The sequence below is a fragment of the Herbaspirillum rubrisubalbicans genome (assembly GCF_003719195.1).
Lineage (GTDB): Bacteria > Pseudomonadota > Gammaproteobacteria > Burkholderiales > Burkholderiaceae_D > Herbaspirillum > Herbaspirillum rubrisubalbicans.
Genome location: NZ_CP024996.1, coordinates 4256843 through 4274919, shown reverse-complemented (window position 1 = coordinate 4274919; position 18077 = coordinate 4256843). Strand labels below are relative to the sequence as shown.

21 protein-coding genes are annotated in these 18077 nt (G+C 58.9%); 20 read left to right on the top strand and 1 reads right to left on the bottom strand.

Going from position 1 to position 18077, the window contains the following annotated elements:
- Positions 1-2 precede the first annotated feature (2 nt).
- The 14 genes from RC54_RS18955 (at position 3) to RC54_RS18890 (ending at position 10691) form a co-directional block, all read left to right on the top strand.
- Positions 3-1175 (top strand): phage baseplate assembly protein, encoded by a 1173-nt coding sequence (locus tag RC54_RS18955; protein ID WP_061790724.1) that lies wholly within the window; start codon positions 3-5, stop codon positions 1173-1175.
- Positions 1172-1765, top strand: coding sequence for a phage baseplate assembly protein V (locus RC54_RS18950; RefSeq protein ID WP_082803239.1), 594 nt, complete (start codon positions 1172-1174; stop codon positions 1763-1765). Before RC54_RS18955 ends, RC54_RS18950 begins: the two co-directional genes overlap by 4 nt.
- Positions 1765-2232, top strand: a complete 468-nt coding sequence (locus RC54_RS18945; protein ID WP_082803238.1) for a phage GP46 family protein — start codon at positions 1765-1767, stop codon at positions 2230-2232. Before RC54_RS18950 ends, RC54_RS18945 begins: the two co-directional genes overlap by 1 nt.
- Positions 2232-3287, top strand: coding sequence for a baseplate J/gp47 family protein (locus RC54_RS18940; protein WP_123020476.1), 1056 nt, complete (start codon positions 2232-2234; stop codon positions 3285-3287). Before RC54_RS18945 ends, RC54_RS18940 begins: the two co-directional genes overlap by 1 nt.
- The gene (locus RC54_RS18935) at positions 3278-3874 is read left to right on the top strand and encodes a YmfQ family protein (protein ID WP_123020475.1); all 597 of its coding nucleotides are present in this window, start codon (positions 3278-3280) and stop codon (positions 3872-3874) included. The genes RC54_RS18940 and RC54_RS18935 overlap by 10 nt, the downstream gene beginning before the upstream one ends.
- A complete protein-coding gene (locus RC54_RS18930) occupies positions 3871-4695 on the top strand; it encodes a hypothetical protein (protein ID WP_061790749.1) in 825 nt (274 codons plus the stop codon). The genes RC54_RS18935 and RC54_RS18930 overlap by 4 nt, the downstream gene beginning before the upstream one ends.
- Positions 4696-4751: 56 nt before the next feature.
- Positions 4752-5138: a hypothetical protein gene (locus RC54_RS18925; protein ID WP_061790750.1), complete on the top strand. Its 387-nt coding sequence runs from the start codon at positions 4752-4754 to the stop codon at positions 5136-5138.
- A 74-nt stretch (positions 5139-5212) separates the two neighbouring features.
- Positions 5213-5617, top strand: a complete 405-nt coding sequence (locus tag RC54_RS18920) for a restriction endonuclease (RefSeq protein ID WP_244216383.1) — start codon at positions 5213-5215, stop codon at positions 5615-5617.
- On the top strand, positions 5614-5913 hold the full coding sequence (locus tag RC54_RS18915) for a hypothetical protein (protein ID WP_061790752.1): 300 nt from the start codon (positions 5614-5616) through the stop codon (positions 5911-5913). The genes RC54_RS18920 and RC54_RS18915 overlap by 4 nt, the downstream gene beginning before the upstream one ends.
- Positions 5910-6485 carry a glycoside hydrolase family 19 protein gene (locus RC54_RS18910; RefSeq protein ID WP_123020474.1) on the top strand — a complete coding sequence of 192 codons (576 nt, stop codon included), beginning with the start codon at positions 5910-5912 and terminating at the stop codon, positions 6483-6485. Before RC54_RS18915 ends, RC54_RS18910 begins: the two co-directional genes overlap by 4 nt.
- Positions 6482-6997: a lysis system i-spanin subunit Rz gene (locus tag RC54_RS18905; protein WP_061790695.1), complete on the top strand. Its 516-nt coding sequence runs from the start codon at positions 6482-6484 to the stop codon at positions 6995-6997. Before RC54_RS18910 ends, RC54_RS18905 begins: the two co-directional genes overlap by 4 nt.
- A 132-nt stretch (positions 6998-7129) precedes the next feature.
- The gene (locus RC54_RS18900; protein WP_061790696.1) at positions 7130-7924 is read left to right on the top strand and encodes a DNA adenine methylase; all 795 of its coding nucleotides are present in this window, start codon (positions 7130-7132) and stop codon (positions 7922-7924) included.
- Positions 7925-8103: 179 nt separating this feature from the next.
- Complete coding sequence (locus RC54_RS18895; RefSeq protein WP_061790697.1) at positions 8104-8991, top strand: hypothetical protein; 888 nt, start codon at positions 8104-8106, stop codon at positions 8989-8991.
- A 290-nt stretch (positions 8992-9281) separates the two neighbouring features.
- Positions 9282-10691 (top strand): PIN-like domain-containing protein, encoded by a 1410-nt coding sequence (locus RC54_RS18890; RefSeq protein ID WP_061790698.1) that lies wholly within the window; start codon positions 9282-9284, stop codon positions 10689-10691.
- Here RC54_RS18890 and RC54_RS18885 read toward each other — a convergent pair.
- Positions 10625-11722 carry a tyrosine-type recombinase/integrase gene (locus RC54_RS18885; protein ID WP_244216382.1) on the bottom strand — a complete coding sequence of 366 codons (1098 nt, stop codon included), beginning with the start codon at positions 11720-11722 and terminating at the stop codon, positions 10625-10627. The genes RC54_RS18890 and RC54_RS18885 overlap by 67 nt on opposite strands.
- 110 nt (positions 11723-11832) lie before the next feature.
- On the opposite strand from RC54_RS18885, the gene dusA reads away from it, so the two are divergent.
- The 6 genes from dusA (at position 11833) to RC54_RS18855 (ending at position 18002) form a co-directional block, all read left to right on the top strand.
- Entirely contained in the window at positions 11833-12834 is a 1002-nt protein-coding gene (gene dusA / locus RC54_RS18880; protein ID WP_255221018.1) for a tRNA dihydrouridine(20/20a) synthase DusA, read from the top strand.
- A gap of 66 nt (positions 12835-12900) precedes the next feature.
- On the top strand, positions 12901-14022 hold the full coding sequence (gene ribBA, locus RC54_RS18875; RefSeq protein ID WP_061790699.1) for a bifunctional 3,4-dihydroxy-2-butanone-4-phosphate synthase/GTP cyclohydrolase II: 1122 nt from the start codon (positions 12901-12903) through the stop codon (positions 14020-14022).
- Positions 14023-14077: 55 nt separating this feature from the next.
- Complete coding sequence (ribH, locus tag RC54_RS18870; protein WP_017452181.1) at positions 14078-14563, top strand: 6,7-dimethyl-8-ribityllumazine synthase; 486 nt, start codon at positions 14078-14080, stop codon at positions 14561-14563.
- A 105-nt stretch (positions 14564-14668) separates the two neighbouring features.
- Entirely contained in the window at positions 14669-15139 is a 471-nt protein-coding gene (gene nusB, locus RC54_RS18865) for a transcription antitermination factor NusB (RefSeq protein ID WP_058896465.1), read from the top strand.
- A gap of 92 nt (positions 15140-15231) precedes the next feature.
- Complete coding sequence (locus RC54_RS18860; RefSeq protein ID WP_058896464.1) at positions 15232-16413, top strand: pyridoxal phosphate-dependent aminotransferase; 1182 nt, start codon at positions 15232-15234, stop codon at positions 16411-16413.
- 122 nt (positions 16414-16535) lie between these two features.
- Entirely contained in the window at positions 16536-18002 is a 1467-nt protein-coding gene (locus tag RC54_RS18855; RefSeq protein ID WP_244216356.1) for an IS1182 family transposase, read from the top strand.
- Positions 18003-18077 lie beyond the last annotated feature (75 nt).

Genomic DNA, 18077 nt, shown 5'->3' with positions numbered 1-18077 from the left:
CGATGGCAGATTCCAATTTGCTGACCTTGCGGGTCGGCGGCCAGATCTATGGCGGCTGGAAGGGCATCAACGTGCGAACCAGCATCGAGCAACTGGCCGGTAACTTCGAGTTGGCGCTTACTGAGCGCTGGCCAGAGCAGCCGGTGGACTGGGTGATTGCCCCCGGAGAATTCTGCGAGATCCTGATCGGAGACGACGTGGTGATCACGGGTTACGTCGATGTCGTGTCAGTAACTTATGACCAGGGCAGCCACGAGATCAAGGTGACGGGCCGGGACAAGGCCGGCGACCTTGTGGACTGCTCGGCACCGACAACGGCCTTCGCTGGGCAGACGCTGGAGCAGATCGCCGAGGCGCTCTGTAAGCCATTCGGTATCACGATCTTCGATGAAACGGTGAGCGGCAAGCGCCTGAGCACCAAGCAGAAGAAGGCGGGCAAGAAGGGTACGCCGCCCAAGAAGACCAGGGTCAGCGGTAAGGTGCCGCGCCAGGCTTGCCAGGCCGGCGAGACAGTCTTCCGGACACTGGATAAGCTGGCTAGGACCGAAGGCGTGCTTTTCGTGTCCGACCGCGAAGGCGGCTTGGTCATCACGCGCGCCGGGCTGGGTGGCGAATGCGAGACGGTCCTGCAGCACGGAAAGAACATCCTGCAGGCCTCGTTCGAGAACAGCCACGCGGCACTTTTCAGCGAGATCACTGTGCAGGGGCAGACGGGTGCACCGGCCGCGGATCGCTTCGACGTGGTCCATGCCTCCCCCAAGGGCGCCGTCAAGCGCGCGCCGTCGAGTAAAACCGGACACAGCCAGATCGGCCGCTATCGTCCACTGATCATCGTGGCCGAGACTCAGGCTGATGCCGCTCGCTGCCAGAAGCGCGCCGAGTGGGAGGCATCCAACCGGGAAGCAAAGGCCAGGAAAGTCACCGTGACAGTGCAGGGTTGGCGGGAGGAGGCCACTGGTGAGCTGTGGGAGATCAACAAGATGGTCCGGATCCAGTGCCCCTGGATGCGCCTGGACGACTGGTGGCTGATCTCCTCGGCGAGTTTCAAGCTCGATGAGGCCGGCTCGACAACGGTGCTGCAGCTGGTCTCACGCAATGCATTCGACCAACTGCCCGAGATCCCGGATCCTGCCGGCGGCGCGGCGCAAAACCGATTCAACGTGCTGGGGAAATGATGGACATCTTGGCATTAATCAGAGAAGCGACCGCTGACTTCAAGGCAAAGATCAACCTCATGCTGGGCCGGGGCATCGTCAGCAAGGCCAACGATGGCGGCGCGATTCAGCTCATTCGCGGCAAGCTGATGGATGGTGAGGACTACGACCAGATGGAGCGCGTGCAGCAGTATGGCCTTACCTCGGTACCGAAGCCTGGCGCGGAGTTCCTCTCGACCTTCATTGGCGGTAACCGGGACCACTCGGTGATCGTGGCGGTGGATGACCGGCGGTATCGCTTGCGTGGCCTGAAGGACGGTGAGGTGGCGATTTACGACGACCAGGGTCAGAAGGTATACCTCACCCGCGCCGGCATCGTGATCGATGGTGGTGGGAAGCCGATCACGATCCAGAACACGCCCGAGGTCGATATGAATACGCCGATAGTCAAGATGGCCGGTGACCTCAAGGTGACCGGCAGCATCTCTGCAGACGGCGATATCAGCGATCACGGGAACAAGAAGATGTCGGATATGCGCGCCATTTATAACGGCCACGATCACGCCAATCCGGAAGGCGGCCGCGTCGGAAAGGACCAGGTGAAGATGTAATGGACATTGAGATCTTTTGGGACGCCGCCAATCATCGCGGCGACATCGCTGTGCTCAATGGCGACCTGGCCACGGATCACGACATCAAGACGGCAATCCTGATCTCACTCTTCAGCGACCGGCGTGCGGAGGATGACGACCCACTACCTGACGCCAGCGCGTCGAAGCGCGGCTGGTGGGGTGACGCCCTCGGCGGTGCCGGAGAAGGGCGGCGCATTGGCTCTCGCCTTTGGCTGTTGGCGCGGGAAAAGCAGCTGGCAGAGGTGGTGGCGAAGGCAAGGGAATACGGGCAGGAGGCACTGCTCTGGCTCGTCCAGGACGGTGTTGTGGATTCCGTCCAGGTCGACGCGCAGATCGTTCGCCAGGGTTGGCTTGGGCTCGCAGTCACGGTCACTCGGCCGAAGAAGGCGCCGGCCAAGTATCGCTTCGACTTCGCCTGGTCGAATATCAATCAAGGGAGGATGTAATGCCATTTGACAGGCCAACTTTGCGGGAGCTGGTAACGCGAGCGTTTGCCGATATCAACGGCCGGCTCACCGGTGCCGAGGCCCGGCTTTCGGTGGCCACGCTCAACGTGCTGGCCGTGGTGCAATCCGGTGCGGTCGACGGGCTGCATGGCCATCTGGACTGGCTCGCGGACCAGCTGATGATCGACCGCTGTGATGAAGATCACCTGGCGCGATACGCCAGCATCTGGAAGGTGCCGAGGAAGGATGCGGCACCGTCCGCCGGCTTCGCCTCGGTGAACGCCTTTGCGGCCTTGACTGTGCCTGCTGGGACGCTGATTCAGCGTCAGGATGGGGTGCAGTACAAGACCTCTGCTGCGACCAATCTGGCCGTGGGCGCCGGGTCACTTCCGCTCGTTGCCGTGGTGGCTGGGACGGCAGGGAATACGGCGGCAGGCGTGGGACTCAAACTCGTCACGCCCATCGATGGCCTGGATAGCAGCATGACCGTGGGCCCTGCCGGCATCACCGATGGCACCGAGCAGGAAACGGTCGATGCCTGGCGTGCTCGCTTGCTGGAGCGCATCCAGCAGCCGCCGAACGGCGGTACCAAATCCGACTATGAAGCCTGGGCGCTGGAGGTGCAGGGCGTGACGCGGGCGTGGGTATATCCGGGCGAGATGGGGGCCGGTACCGTGACGGTACGCTTCATGCGCGATAACGATGTGGTACCGATTCCTGACGCTGCGGCCGTGGCAGCGGTGAAGGCGTATCTGGATGCGAAGAGGCCGGTCACGGCGGAGCTGTATGTGGCCGCGCCGACAGGGGCGCCGATCAATTTCCAGTTCACGCAATTGAGCCCGAACACCCCTGCTACGCGCGAGGCGATCCGGGCGGAGCTGGCCGATCTGTTGAGGCGGGAGGCGATCCCCGGCGGCACCGTCAAGCTCTCGCATATGCGGGCAGCCATCAGCTCAGCTGCAGGCGAGGATGACTACGCACTGGCAACGCCGGCGGCGGATGTGATCAACCCTGTAGGAAGCATCGCCACGTTGGGGGTGATCACATGGCCATGACCGCTGAACATTACCAGGCGCAACTACTGGAGCTGCTGCCGTCTGGTCCTGTATGGCCTAGAGATCTGGATACCGGCCTGGCCAAGCTGCTTTTGGCCAAGGCGGATGAACTGGCCAGGGTGGACGCTCGGGCCGACCAGCTGCTCGAGGAGGCAGACCCTCGGACCACGTCGGAGCTCCTGTCGGACTGGGAGCGCGTGGCAGGTCTGCCCGATGAGTGTATGGATTTGGCACCCACGCCCGACGAGCGGCGCCAGCGCTTGCACCAGAAGCTGGCATGGCAGGGCGGGCAGTCGGTCGCCTTCTTCATCAACTTGCTTGAGGTGCTCGGTTATCCGGGCTGCACCATCGCTGAGTTTCGTCCGTTCCGGGCGAACTCCATGTGCAGTGCTTCACTGAACCAAGGCGGGTGGCGGTATGCCTGGCGAATCAATGTGCCGGGCAGCGTGACCATCCGCACCATGAACGCGACTAGTCCATGTAGCGCGCCGATTCGCCGGTGGGGAGATTCCTCGCTGGCCTGCATTCTGGCTCGCTACCGGCCGGCGCATACCGTTTTGTACATTTCCTATGGAGCTGCAGCATGAAGAGAATTTCTACGGCCACGAAGGTCGCTGACAAGTTTGGCCCGAACAAGCCCGGCTTCACCAATGGCAATGCAGTGGCCGGCCTGGCCGCGACTGATCTGGAGGCAGATTGGTTTGATCACGTACAGGAAGAAATCAGTCGCGTCATCGAGGCTGGTGGCGGGGCGGTGGATGGATCATCCTATACGCAACTGCTAACTGCAATCCAGAGCCTGATCGGTAGTCTTTCGATTCGCCAGTATTCCATCACCGCGCTGCCGGCGGCTGATGTCGGGCCGATCATTGTGAAGGAAGTCTGCGAGGTCTGGCGCTGGTCGACCAGCGCTTATTTCACAGGCTATCGCAGCCCGCTCTGCGGTCGGCCGATGGACGGGCATACAACTGCCCCGTTGGCGTCCGAGATCAGTGCAGTTGGCGGGACGTTGAGCAAGACGGCCTATGCTGGTCTCTGGGGCTATGCACAGGAGAATGGCCTTGTTTTGACGCAGGCGAACTGGACTACCAATATCGGCGGCCACTATTTCGTTGATGTGGATGCGGCCACCTTCCGGGTTCCGGATCTGCGCAATGTTTTCCGCCGTTACAGCGGGACGGACGCTGACTCGCTGGCGGCTCGGGTTCTCGGTTCGTATAAGACTGATACGTTCAAGTTACACGGTCACGGCACCGGCTATAACGTGATCAGCCTGAATGGTCTGTATGGTCCGAACAGCGGCGGCACGTTTGCTTCATCAGCGACACCGGGCACCTCGACTTTCGGGGCTGGCTCTGCAGAAACTGCGCCGAAGCATACGGTGTTTAACCCGGTCATCCATATTTGATCAGCCTCTTCCGGTGCTTTCAATGCGCCTGCTGTCATTTTTTCAAAAGGTAAACAATGAGTTCGATCACCGTATATCAAGCCGATCCGCTGGGCTTCTTCCTGTATGCGACCCACGCCTTTGAGCTGCCCCTGCAGCCGGGCGACTTCAATATTCCCTACGGCGCCTTGATCGAGGAGCCGCCGGCCGCGCCGCAAGGCTATGTTGCCCGTGTTGTTGGCAGCGGATGGCAGCTGGTAGAAGACCATCGTCAGGACCGGCTCTTCTACGTGCTGCAGCCGGCCGCTGGCGATGAGCTGGCCATCTTCGCGGAATACCCTATCGGCAGCCAGGTGGTGCTCGACGGTCAAGAACTGCGCTACGACGGTGGCGGCCCGGTACCGGCCTGGCTCATATCGCAGCTGCCGGAAAAGGGGCGGCTGCTCGTTCCGTCGCTGGAATGACCTTCCGGTAGTGCAGACGTCTGCACAGCACGGCCGCCAGCTTGGCGGCTTTTTCATTTCTTTCGGGGACATACATGCCAGAACCAACAACAGGGGCAGTGATCGGCGCCGGCTCGGGGGCGTTTGCCGTCGGCACCATCACCATTACAGGGTCATTCCTGGGACTGCAGTACGAGATGCTGCTGGCAGGGCTGGCCGGTGGCCTGGCCATGCTCTCCAGCCTGCCTCCAGTATCCCGCCCTCGGGCGGTCATGATCCTGATCACCAGCGCGCTCATGGGAGGCTACGTCGGCCCCATGCTGCACGCCTGGGCGATCCAGTCGGATGCGTTCGCCTGGTCCGGGAAGTACTCCGAAGCCACGCGCCTCTGCAGCGGCTTCCTGATCGGGGCCAGTTCGCAGACGATCATTCCGCTGGCACTGGGGTGGATGCGTACCAAATTCGGAGGGGGCAACATCAACCAGGAGCCATCCAAATGATCAAGATCCTGCTCGCTACCGACTACCTGCTGGTCGTCAACTTCCTGGCCAGCCTCGCGCTCTTCCTCCACTGCGTCTTCGCGCTGAACCGAATGAACCATCGCAGCAATCACCTGGTGCGTGCGTGGTACGTCATCTCGGCCGTGGGCGCATTCGGGGTGATCACCGGCCCGCTGTATGGCTACATCAGCCCGCAGCCGGCCGAGGTGATCTCGAACGTCGGGGTGGCCGGCCTGTTGGCCGGTGGGTGGATCTATCGCAACCGTCGTTCAACCGATATCGGAGAGCCAAGATGATACTCACGCTTGCCCAGCTCCAACGCATCATGCCCGCTTCCACGCGGGCATCGTTTTTTTTGGAGCCCCTCAACGCAGCCATGCAGGAATTCGGGATCGATACGCGCCTGCGCATGGCGGCCTTCCTGTCACAGGTCGGCCACGAGTCGGGCCAGTTCCACTTCATGGAGGAGCTGGCCAGCGGCGCCGCCTATGACAACCGGGCAGATCTGGGAAACACCAATCCGGAGGCGATCCGGATCGCGGCTGCTCACGGCTCGACGCCGGGCCGCTTCTGGAAAGGGCACGGCCCGATCCAGATCACCGGCTACCACAACCACCTGGCCGCGATGCTGGCGCTGCACGTGGATTGCGTGGAGCAGCCCCGGCTGCTGTGCGAGCCGGTCCACGGGTGTCGCGCTGCCGGCTGGTTCTGGTCGGTCAATGGCTTGGCCAAGTGGGCGGATGCCGGCGACATCGATGGCGTGAGTGACCTGGTCAACCGGGGCAAGAAAACGGTGGCCATCGGTGACGCCAACGGCTTTGCCGAGCGTAAGGCCATCTATGAGCGTGCGCTGGAGGTGATCCCATGAACAGGCTTCAGACCGTCGCGGCCGTCCTGGGCGCTGTGGTGTTGGCCCTCTGTCTGGGCCTGATTGGCGGCTACCTATGGGGTGGCCATCGCCAGGCGCAGATCGATGAGGGCAGGGCGGCTGAGGTCAGTGAGCAGCATGCGCTTGCCTTGGCCAGCGCCACCGAACGATACCGAGAGGCTGAACGTAGTGGCCAGCAGGCCGTCGCTGCGATCACGGCCGCTGCACAACAGGAGAAAGAGAATGCAAAGAAGCAAATGGATGTTTTGCGCGGTGAGCTGCGTGCTGGTGCTGTGCGCCTGTCAGTCACCGTCGACGCGGCTAGTGCAGCCGCCGCTGCCCAAGCTGCCGCCGCTGGGGATCGAGAAGCGCGAGCTGACCTTCTGCCAGCGGCTGCTGGGCGAATTCTCGATTTCGCCCTCGAAGGCGATGACATCGTGCGGGACCTCAACGCCTGCGTCGACAAGTACCACCGCGCAGAGCAAGTGATTAACGAAGCAGGACAGCAGTAAGAGTAGAGCGCCCGGCCGGTTGCTGTAACAACCGGACCGGGCCTCAATCCACTGAGTAAGCAGTGAATCAAGCCAGGGCCCTACCAGCCTCGCGAGGCGGGCAGGAGTCTACCACAACAAGGAAGGTTCACAGTGGCAACACCCAATCCCATCATTCCATGGCTCGGCGGCAAACGTCGCCTCGCCGATACCATCATCCCTCGATTCCCCGCGCATACCTGCTATGTCGAGGTGTTTGCAGGCGGCGCAGCTCTGTACTTCCTGCGCTCGCCAGCGAAGGTCGAGGTAATCAACGACGTGAACGGCGATGTGGTCAATTTGTACCGTGTCGTCCAAAACCACCTGGAGGAGTTCGTCCGCCAGTTCAAGTGGTCACTGTCCAGCAGGGAGATCTTCAAGTGGCTTCAGGACACGCCACCAGAGACTCTGACCGACATCCAGCGTGCAGCCCGCTTCTTCTACCTGCAGCAGCATTGCTTCGGCGGAAAAGTCGAGGGACAGACATGGGGCACGGCTACGACGGCGCCTCCCGTCAACCTGCTTCGGATCGAGGAGACGCTGTCGGCCGCGCACTTGCGGCTGGCTGCTGCGCAGATCGAGCGGCTCGACTGGGCAAAGTGCGTTGATCGCTATGACCGGCCCCATACGTTCTTCTACATGGACCCGCCATATCTGGAGACGGAAGGCTATGGCGTGCCATTCCCGGTGGGCGAGTACGAGAAAATGGCGTGCATGATGCGTTCGTTGCAGGGCAAGGCTATCGTCAGCATCAACGATCACCCGATGATCCGAGAGATTTTCGCCAGCTTTCAGCACGACGAGTTGAGCATTGACTACACGGTAGGCGGTGGCGGAAGGGCCACTCGGAGGGGCGAGCTATTGATTTACAGCTGGGATAGAGAAGGCGAACCTGTAGGCCTCTTTTAAAGATCGGCGAATCGGAAGCCGATATACTCGGCTTTTGTTCGCTGAGGAAGCCGATCATGAATTGATTGACTCGCAGAGTTGACACTTGCCTAGGTCATTTTTCGATGCAATTGAATAGGCACCCCGTGTAGCGGGTTGAATGGTTAAAATAACTTGAAATTTTATAGCGAGAGAGGGAAATGGCTAAGTTGCAACTAGAAGATAAGTCAGTAAAGGAATTTGTTTTCGAATTCCCTCTTTATGCTCCCTTATCTGGGAATGCTTTGCAAATTGGTGGGTTTATACAAGAAATGCGCAGCGGCGAAACGATGCGTTTCGATAGTTACTGCCCAAATTGCTGCCAAGACACGACTTGGGTTCGCGCAGAAGATCCCTTTTTGGATCATGTTAATGCCGAACTCACCGGTATGCAGCTAGCCTTCGGCCGCGCTGATGATCTTTCGCGAGTGTGGATTGATAATAGTCGGCATTACGCGGTGACTTACCAGTGCTCGCGAGTGCTGGAACATCATTTTCACGCTTATTTTGCTGTCTCATCGAACCCGACATCTGGCAACTACGAAATCGTGAAATGCGGCCAAATCCCTTCGTTACTATCGATGAAAAAGCCGCTCAAGGCTCACGAAGCTTTATTGGATAAAGAAGCTCGAAGTGAATTCCGGGAGGCGCTGTTGCTTTCCGCGCATGGCAATAATATTGCTGCGTTTCTTCATCTTAGAAGAATTTTGGAGAAGCTTGTCGATATAGCTGCCGTTGAGAAGGGGCGAGAGGATCCTAGTTTTGATGCGGTCGCATACTCGAGAGGCTCCTTTGGGGAAAAGGTTGGTTTAGTTAAAGACCGAGTTCCAGAGTTCTTAAATAATACACCGCAGCTTTATTCGATTCTGAGTGAAGGTCTGCATCAATGGAGTAACGAGAGGTGCGGTGCGGTAATCGATCTAATGGAGCTGGCCATCGATCTAATTTTGAAAAAAGTAGCTGAGGAGAAGCTAAGAAAGTCTGAAGAAGAGCGTACCAGAATTGCTCTTCAGAAACTCGCGAGCCAGATGCCAGCGCGCCCGACATAGGGGGCATTATTGGTTCTGACTTTTAAAGTGTCAAAAATAAGCTTTGCGCTATGCAACGGCCGTGACTATCTAATTCTGAACGGTAGATAAAGGCCAAACCTATCCCCGCAAACAGCGATATAGACGGCTCGGCTACTGACTTAAGTAGTCGAGCCGTTGCCATTTGAAGCAACGCTCGAATGGCGTAACTTTTGGCGTAGTTTTTTATTTATGGTGCGGCTGATACTAGGTCAAAAGACCAATCATCAACAGGGTATGATGAGGGTATCGTAGACAATTCTTTCTAAACAATGCGCGATATTTTTGCGGCGTTTTATCGTCCTTCCGATGCCGAACTGAAAGACGCATGGGCTAGTGCTCTTTTTGTTCTCGACACGAACATCCTCTTAAATTTGTATCGATTTCCATTGAGTGCTCGAAATGAGTTGCTAGAACTCTTCGAGAAACTACAGAGCCAGCTTTGGATTCCGTTTCACGTTGGGATGGAGTTTCAGAGGGGACGGTTGGGGGTAATTGCTGAGCAGCAACGCAGATTTTCGGAGGTTCAGAGTGCCCTAGAAAATGGTTTGCAGACTATGACGAAGAAGTTGGCGGAACTACAGTTGGCCAATCGGCATTCGACAATTAATGTGGATCCTATACTGAAAGAAATTGCTGAATCGATACGTGGGTTCGGGGAAAAATTGCAGCAGTTGAAAGAGAGTGATGACGTCAGTCTTGATCGCGATAGCATTCGGGATAGGCTGGATATGGTGTTCGCGGGACGTGTGGGCAACGCACCTACTAAAGACTCGCTCGCAAAAATTCAGAGAGATGGCGACGTCAGGTTTAAGTGCGAAATGCCGCCGGGATTTAAAGATGCCCAAAAAGACAAAGGCGGAAGCGCGCAGTTTATGTTTCAAGGTCTACTGTATGAGGCAAAGTACGGTGATTTGATACTCTGGAAGCAGCTGATTGAGTACGCAAAGGAAAAAGCTATAAAAAAAATAATTTTCTTGACTGACGATGACAAGGAGGATTGGTGGCAATCAGTAAGGGAAAGCGGCCCAAAGAAAATTGGTCCAAGACCTGAGCTTCGTGAAGAACTGAGAAGAGAGGCGGGCGTTGACTTCTTTCACATGTATAACTCTGCGACCTTCCTTACTCACGCAAAAGAAAATCTGAAGGTCGAAGTTCAGCAGCAATCGATTGACGATGTAGTGGATGTGCTGCGGTGGAACAATGCTAATCCAATTCATAACCAACCTCCGTTATCTGATCTTGAACGTGCAGGGACCTATGTAAAAGAGTGGCTTCATAGTAGGAACATCCCCATGCTGCAAACAGGGGATGGTGTGGAGCGCGTTAGTATCGACAGTACCCTCGTTGAGTTGAATATCCAGATTTTTGTTGGAATAGAGGATTTTGATGGCATTATTTTCGAGCTCCTTGATGCATATACCAAGCGCTCAAGACCTACTCCTTTACTCATAATAATCGTAGGTTTTGGTCCCCAATGTCGCACCGCCGCCGCGCGATGGTTCGAGCGTTATGAACGCGCAGTGGGCTTGCCCCAAGACATATCAATTGGCTATGGCGAACTTATTCTGGGTCCCTTGAAATTGGGAACCGAAGTCCAGGCACAAAAGCGCTTTTACCCGCTTTTTGCTGTTGGAGAGCTTGGAACGCTGTTCCTGTCAGACAGGCGCTTCCGGTTGTGAGGCAAATGCAGATCCTTGGCGCGTATCTGGGTATATCTCGCTAACATCTTCCAATCACGGTGCCCAGAAACTAGGGCGACTTGTTCGATGGTGTATCCGCGTTCAAATAGTCGCGAAACACCTTCATGCCGGAGATCGTGAAAGCGCAAATCCTTGATGCCAAGTGCCTTGCAGGCACGGGGAAAGAGAGAGCTAACCGTGCCCTCGGTAACAGGGAAAATACGCTCTTCCTTGTCGACCCTGGGCTGGCGCTTGACGATATCGAAAGCGTCGCCGAGGAGGGGGACCTCCTGATCATTGCCAATTTTTGCCCGAGGATGCTTTCGATTCCGGATGATAATGGTCTTGTCCTGCTCGTTTAGGTCAACCCATTTGAGGTTGATGATCTCGCTCAGGCGCATTGCCGTGTCGACCGCAAAGGCGATCAGATCTGCCATCGGAACCTTCTGTCGCACTTTCACTAGGAACCAGGTGCTGATGTTGCTTAGTTCGACTTTCGTCGGCCGTCGCATGCGCTCTTTCGACCTCGTCGATAAACCGATGTGCGCCATGTAGGCGCGCGCTTGGTCGATGGCATCCAAGTTCACAGGCCAGCGCCAGATGTTCTTGGCGGCTTTGATCACGCTGGTCAGGTAAGTGAGGTCAACGGCAATTGTCACTCCACCAGCGCCGGCAGCTTTTCTGTCCTTCACATAGTCGATCAGGACGTCCCCGGTGAGTGCTGGCATCGTGTGCTTGCCGAGTGCGAGTTTTAGATTTGACAACACCGCCTTTTTGTTTTTGCCCAACGGTCTGACTTGGGTCTGCTCCTCTACATAGCGCTCGATGGCGGAGGCGAGGGTCTTGTCTGCTATGATACGGACGTCCTGAAATTTGAGCGCCCGCATGTCGGCTTCCTGCCGCGAAGCCCACTCTTGTGCCTGCGCCTTTGTGTCGAACATCTCGCTCTGCGCGGGAAATCCCTTCCTCCGAATCCTCGCACGCCAACGCTTGCCAATTTTCTGGAATGTCGCCATTTGGATTTTGTCCATTTTTTGTCCAATGGTGAATGATAAACCATTTATTTTCGTGAAATATCGTGAAGTCTGAATTGGCCAAAGACGCGCCAGAAAGCCTTGCCAGTGCTGGAAATAAACCGAGTTTGCCGTCTCGGAGGATTTCTGTCGCCCCGATGATGGACTGGACCGACCGCCACTGCCGCGTCTTCCATCGTCAGATCACGCGTCACACCTGGCTCTACACCGAGATGGTCACCACCGGTGCGCTGCTGCATGGCGATGTGCCGCGCCACCTCGATTTCGATGAACAGGAACACCCGGTGGCCCTGCAACTGGGCGGCAGCGAGCCGGCCGACCTGGCGCATAGCGCCAAGCTGGGCGAGCAGTGGGGCTATGACGAGATCAACCTGAACTGTGGCTGCCCCTCCGAGCGCGTCCAGAAGGGCGCCTTCGGTGCCTGCCTGATGGGCGAGCCGGCGCTGGTGGCCGATTGCGTCAAGGCCATGCGTGATGCAGTATCGATCGACGTGACCGTGAAACACCGCATCGGCATCGATGACGTGCAATCCTATGACTTCGTGCGCGACTTCGTGGGCCAGATTGCCGAGGCGGGTTGCCAGACCTTCATCGTCCATGCCCGCAATGCCATCCTCAAGGGCTTGAGCCCCAAGGAAAACCGCGAGATTCCGCCGCTGAAATACCACTACGCCTATCAGTTGAAGAAGGATTTCCCGCAACTGGAAATCCTCATCAACGGCGGCATCAAGACCCTGCCCGAGATCGATGAACACCTGCAGCACGTGGATGGCGTCATGCTGGGTCGCGAGGCGTATCACAACCCCTATCTGATGGCCAGCTTCGATGCCCGCTACTACGGCGACCTGGAGGGAGGCCGCCAGCCCAGCCGGGCCGAGGTGATCGCAGCCATGTTGCCCTATATCAAGCGTCAGCTGGAGTTGCATGGCGACAATGGCCGTGGCCTGCGGCTGAACAGCATCACCCGCCACATGCTGGGCCTGCTGGCCGGAATGCCCGGTGCGCGTGCCTTCCGCCAGACCCTGTCGGATTCCAAGCGATTGGCGCTGGGCGACCCGGCACTGTTGCTGGAAGCACTGCAACGTACCCAGGCTGCACAGGCGGCGTAATTGCCCAGCGGGAGAGGCCCGCAATCCTTTAAAATAGCGGGTTCCAATTGGGAAAAGAGCGCGAATATGCCACTTGCTACAACCGAAGAAATCGTCGCCGAACTCCGTGCTGGTCGCATGGTGATCCTGGTCGATGAAGAAGACCGCGAAAACGAAGGTGACCTGGTCCTGGCCACCGATTTCGTCACGCCCGAAGCCATCAACTTCATGGTCACCCATGCGCGTGGCCTGGTCTGCCTGACCCTGACCGAGGAACATGTCGACCAGCTCGACCTGCCGCTCATGGCCAGCCGCAACGGCACGGCTTACGGCACCAATTTCACGGTCTCCATCGAAGCCGCCGAAGGCGTGACCACCGGTATTTCCGCCGCCGACCGCGCGCGCACCATCCAGGTGGCCGCCTCCAAGGGCGCCAAGCCGTCGGATCTGGTGCAGCCGGGCCACATCTTCCCGCTGCGTGCGCAGAAGGGCGGGGTGCTCATGCGCGCCGGCCATACCGAGGCCGGGTGCGACCTGACCGCCATGGCCGGCCTGACTCCGGCGTCCGTGATCTGCGAGATCCTGAAGGACGACGGCACCATGGCCCGCCTGCCGGATCTGCTGGAATTCGCCCAGAAGCACAAGCTGAAAATCGGTACCATCGCCGACCTGATCCATTACCGTAGCCGCAACGAGAGCATCATCGAACGCGTGGCCGAGCGCGAGATGCAGACCGCCCATGGCAGCTTCAAGGCCATCGCCTATCGCGATACGCCCTCCGGTGGCGCCCACCTGGCGCTGGTGCACGGTGACATCCAGCCGGGCAGGGAAACCCTGGTGCGCGTGCACCAGCCGGTGTCGATCCTGGACTTGCTGGAAGCGGGCGTGACCACCCACTCCTGGAACCTGGCTGCGGCCATGCAGGCCGTGCAGGCCGCCGAGTCCGGTGTGATCGTGCTGCTCAACTGCGAGGAATCGGCACAGCAGATGTTCGACCAGTTCGGTGCGTTGAACAAGGTCGGCACACCCGCCGCCGCCAAGCCCGCCCGCGCCGACCGCATGGACCTGCGCACCTACGGCATCGGCGCCCAGATCCTGAAAGACCTGGGGGTATGCAAGATGAAGCTCTTGGCCAGCCCGCGCAAGATGCCCTCGATGACCGGCTTCCAGCTCGAAGTGACCGGTTACCAGACGCGCGAAGGCGCGTGAGCGGCCTCCGGCAATCCAACCATTACGCAAGTCAACCTAACCAGAAGGAACAGCCATGACCATCGGAACCTACGACCCAGACCTCAATGGCGAAAGCTTGCGCATCGGTATCGTGCAGGCGCGCTTCAATGAAGACGTCTGCCATGGCCTGCTGGCCGCCTGCCTGGCCGAACTGAAGCACCTGGGCGTGGCCGATGAAGACATCCTGCACGTGACCGTGCCCGGCGCGCTGGAAATCCCGCTGGCGCTGCAGAAGATGGCCGAGACCGAACAGTTCGACGCCCTGATCGCGCTGGGCGCGGTCATCCGTGGCGAGACCTATCACTTCGAGCTGGTCTCCAACGAATCCGGCGCCGGCATCACCCGCATCGGCCTGGACTTCGGTCTGCCCATTGCCAACGCCGTGCTCACTACCGAGAACGATGAACAGGCCGAAGTGCGCATGGCCGAGAAGGGCGCCGATGCCGCCCGCGTGGCCGTGGAAATGGCCAACCTGTCCATCGTGCTGGAAGAACTCGGTCAGGCCACCGAAGAAGAATAATTCATAGGCGCTGCGGGACATGCGTCCCGCAGCCGCACTGCTGGCCTGGTGCCAGCACTCGCATTCATTTGTTTCAGTTATCCAAGGCCCCCGGCCGCAATCATCATGTCGAACAAATCTCAACACGCCAATTCGAACAAGAACCGCACCCCGCGTCACCGCGCCCGCGAGTTCGCGTTGCAGGGCTTGTACCAATGGCTGCTCAATCACGAGGACGCGGGTGCCATCGAAGCCCATATCCGCCAAGCCCACGGTTTCGACAAGGCCGACGCCGAGCACTTCGATACCTTGCTCACCGGTGCCATTCGTGACGCCGACAAGCTGCGTGCCGGCCTGTCGCCGCTGATTGATCGTCCCATCAAGGAACTCTCGCCGGTGGAACACGCCGCCTTGCTCATCGGTGCCTACGAGCTGCAGAACCACATCGAGATCCCCTACAAGGTGGTCATCAACGAAGCCGTGGAACTGGCCAAGTCCTTTGGCGGCATCGATGGTCACAAGTACGTCAATGGCGTGTTGGACCGGTTCGCGGCCCAGACCCGTGCCACTGAAGTGGAAGCGGCCGGTCGTCGTTAAGCGTATTTGAAGCGAGTATTGCTCGCTTTTTTGGTGAGGCTCCCGAGCGCCGCCATTTGTCTTCGTTGTCCCTTGTTGTCTGGAATTAGCGCATGAACCTGAATCAACTTGCTTCACGTTTGCAGCACATCGCTCCCTTCCACGTGATGGAATTGTCCAAGAAGGCTGACATCCTGGCCCAGCAGGGACGCGACCTGATCCACATGGGGATCGGCGAACCCGATTTCACGGCGCCACCCGCCGTAGTCGAGGCGGCCACCCGCGCCATGGCCGAGGGCAAGATGCAATACACCTCGGCCACCGGCCTGCCGGCATTGCGCCAGGCCATTTCGGACCATTACCGCAGCGTCTATGGCCTGGAGATCGCGCCTGAGCGTATCGTCATCACCGCTGGTGCGTCGGCGGCCTTGCTGCTGGCCTGTGCCGCATTGGTCGAGCGCGACAGCGAAGTGTTGATGCCCGACCCCAGCTATCCCTGCAACCGCCATTTCGTGGCGGCCTTCGAGGGCCGGGCCAAGCTCATCGCCAGTGGCCCGGAACATCGCTTCCAGCTATCGGCGCAGATGGTGCGCGAGCACTGGGGTGAGCGCACGCGTGGCGTGCTGCTGGCCTCGCCCTCCAATCCCACCGGTACCTCCATTGCCCCCGACGAGCTACGCGCCATTCTCGGTGAAGTGCGCCAGCGCGGCGGCTTTACCATCGTCGATGAGATCTACCAGGGCTTGTCCTATGAAGGCGCACCGTTCTCGGCGCTGTCGCTGGGCGAGGATGTGGTGGTCATCAACAGCTTCTCCAAGTATTTCAATATGACCGGCTGGCGCCTGGGCTGGCTGGTGTTGCCGCCGGCCTTGGTGCCGCAGGTCGAGAAGCTGGCGCAGAACCTGTTGATCTGTGCTTCCTCGATTGCCCAGCACGCCGCCGTGGCCTGCTTCACTCCCGAGACCATCGCCGTCTATGAAGCGCGCAAGGCCGAGTTCAAGCGTCGTCGCGACTACATCGTGCCGGCGCTGGAAAGCCTGGGCTTTAGCGTGCCGGTGGTACCGGATGGCGCCTTCTATGTGTATGCCGATTGCAGCGCCCTGTGCGACGATGCCGACCAGCTGAGCCTGGACATGCTCAATGAAGCTGGCGTGGTGCTGGTGCCGGGGCTGGATTTCGGTCCCTTCACGGCGCGCCGCTATATCCGCCTGTCCTATGCCACGTCGATGGAAAAGCTGCAGGAAGCCGTGGCCCGTCTGCGGGTGTTTTTTGCCGAGCGCAAGAAGGCGGCCTGAACGTCACCTGAGCGCCGCGCTGTCGCGCAGCCTGGCTGCAGGCGTAAAAAAAGGAGCCCGAGGGCTCCTCAGATTGATGACAAAGCCTTGGCGAAAGCCAAGGCTTTGTTGTTTAATCGGTCATGCTCAAAAAACCGACAGCCGCCCAGCACGAGTTAGAGATGGTGACCATCGAGATGCTCGTGCCCAAGGACCACCTGCTGCGCAAGATCGACGCGGCGGTGGATTTCGAGTTCATCCGAGAGAAGGTGGCGCATCTGTATTGCGCCGACAATGGCCGCCCGGCACTGGACCCGGTGGTACTCTTCAAGCTCTTGTTCATCGGTTACCTCTTCGGTATCCGCAGCGAGCGCCAGCTCATCCGCGAGGTCCAGGTCAATGTGGCCTATCGCTGGTTTGCCGGATTCCGTCTGACCGACAAGGTACCGGACTCATCCACCTTCTCCCAGAACCGGCGCCGCCGCTTCATTGATACCACCGTCTATCAAGAGATCTTCGACGAGATCGTGCGCCAGGCCATTGGACGCGGCATGGTCGATGGCCGTGTGCTCTACAGCGACAGCACCCACCTCAAGGCCAACGCCAACAAGAACAAGTTCGACTACGTTCAAGTTACCCAGACCCCCTCGGCCTATCTGGCCGAACTGGATGCCGCTGTGGATATCGACCGTGCCGAGCATGGCAAGAAACCGCTCAAGCGTGACGACGATGATGAGCCGCCCACCAAAGAGATCAAGGTCAGTCGCACCGATCCCGAGAGCGGCTACATGGTGCGCGACGACAAGCCCAAGGGCTTCTTCTACCTGGATCACCGCACCGTCGATGCCAAGCATTCCATCATTACCGATACCCATGTCACGCCCGCCTCAGTCCATGACAGTCAGCCTTATCTGGCACGCCTGGATCGTCAGCGCCAGACGTTCGGATTTGATGTACAGGCCGTTGGCCTGGATGCGGGCTACTTCACACCGGCCGTCTGCCAGGGACTGGAGAATCGCGAGATCAGCGGCGTGATGGGCTACCGCACACCCAACCACAAGCCGGGGACATTCTTTAAACGGGCGTATGAGTACGATGCCTACCGTGACGAATACATCTGCCCGCAGGGTCAACCCTTGCGCTACAGCACGACCAATCGACTCGGGTATCGGGAATACAAATCCAACCCTGAGCAATGCCGAGGCTGCAAGGTACGCGAGCAATGCACCAATAGCGCCAATGCGGTCAAGGTGGTGACGCGCCATGTGTGGGAGCGTTCCAAGGAGAAGGTGGATGATCGGCGTCGTACCGAATGGGGCAAGCGCATCTATGCCCGACGCAAGGAAACGGTAGAACGCAGCTTCGCCGACGCCAAGCAATTGCACGGACATCGTTATGCCCGTATGCGGGGATTGCGCAAGGTCGCCGAGCAGTGCTTGTTGGCGGCGGCGGCCCAGAACATGAAGAAGATTGCCCTGTTGGTGGCGCGCTTGCGCGCGCTTTTACACGGTTTGAGCGCCTCTGCCAGCGTACAAAAGTGGCTACAGCGAAAAATGCGCGCCTTGCTTGGCTTCTGCGCCATCGACCATCTGCAAATTACCTGCGCCTGAAAAACAAAACCCCGTGTTCGAAAACACGGGGTTCGTCATCAACCTGAGGAGCCCGAGGGCTCCTTTTTTGTGCGT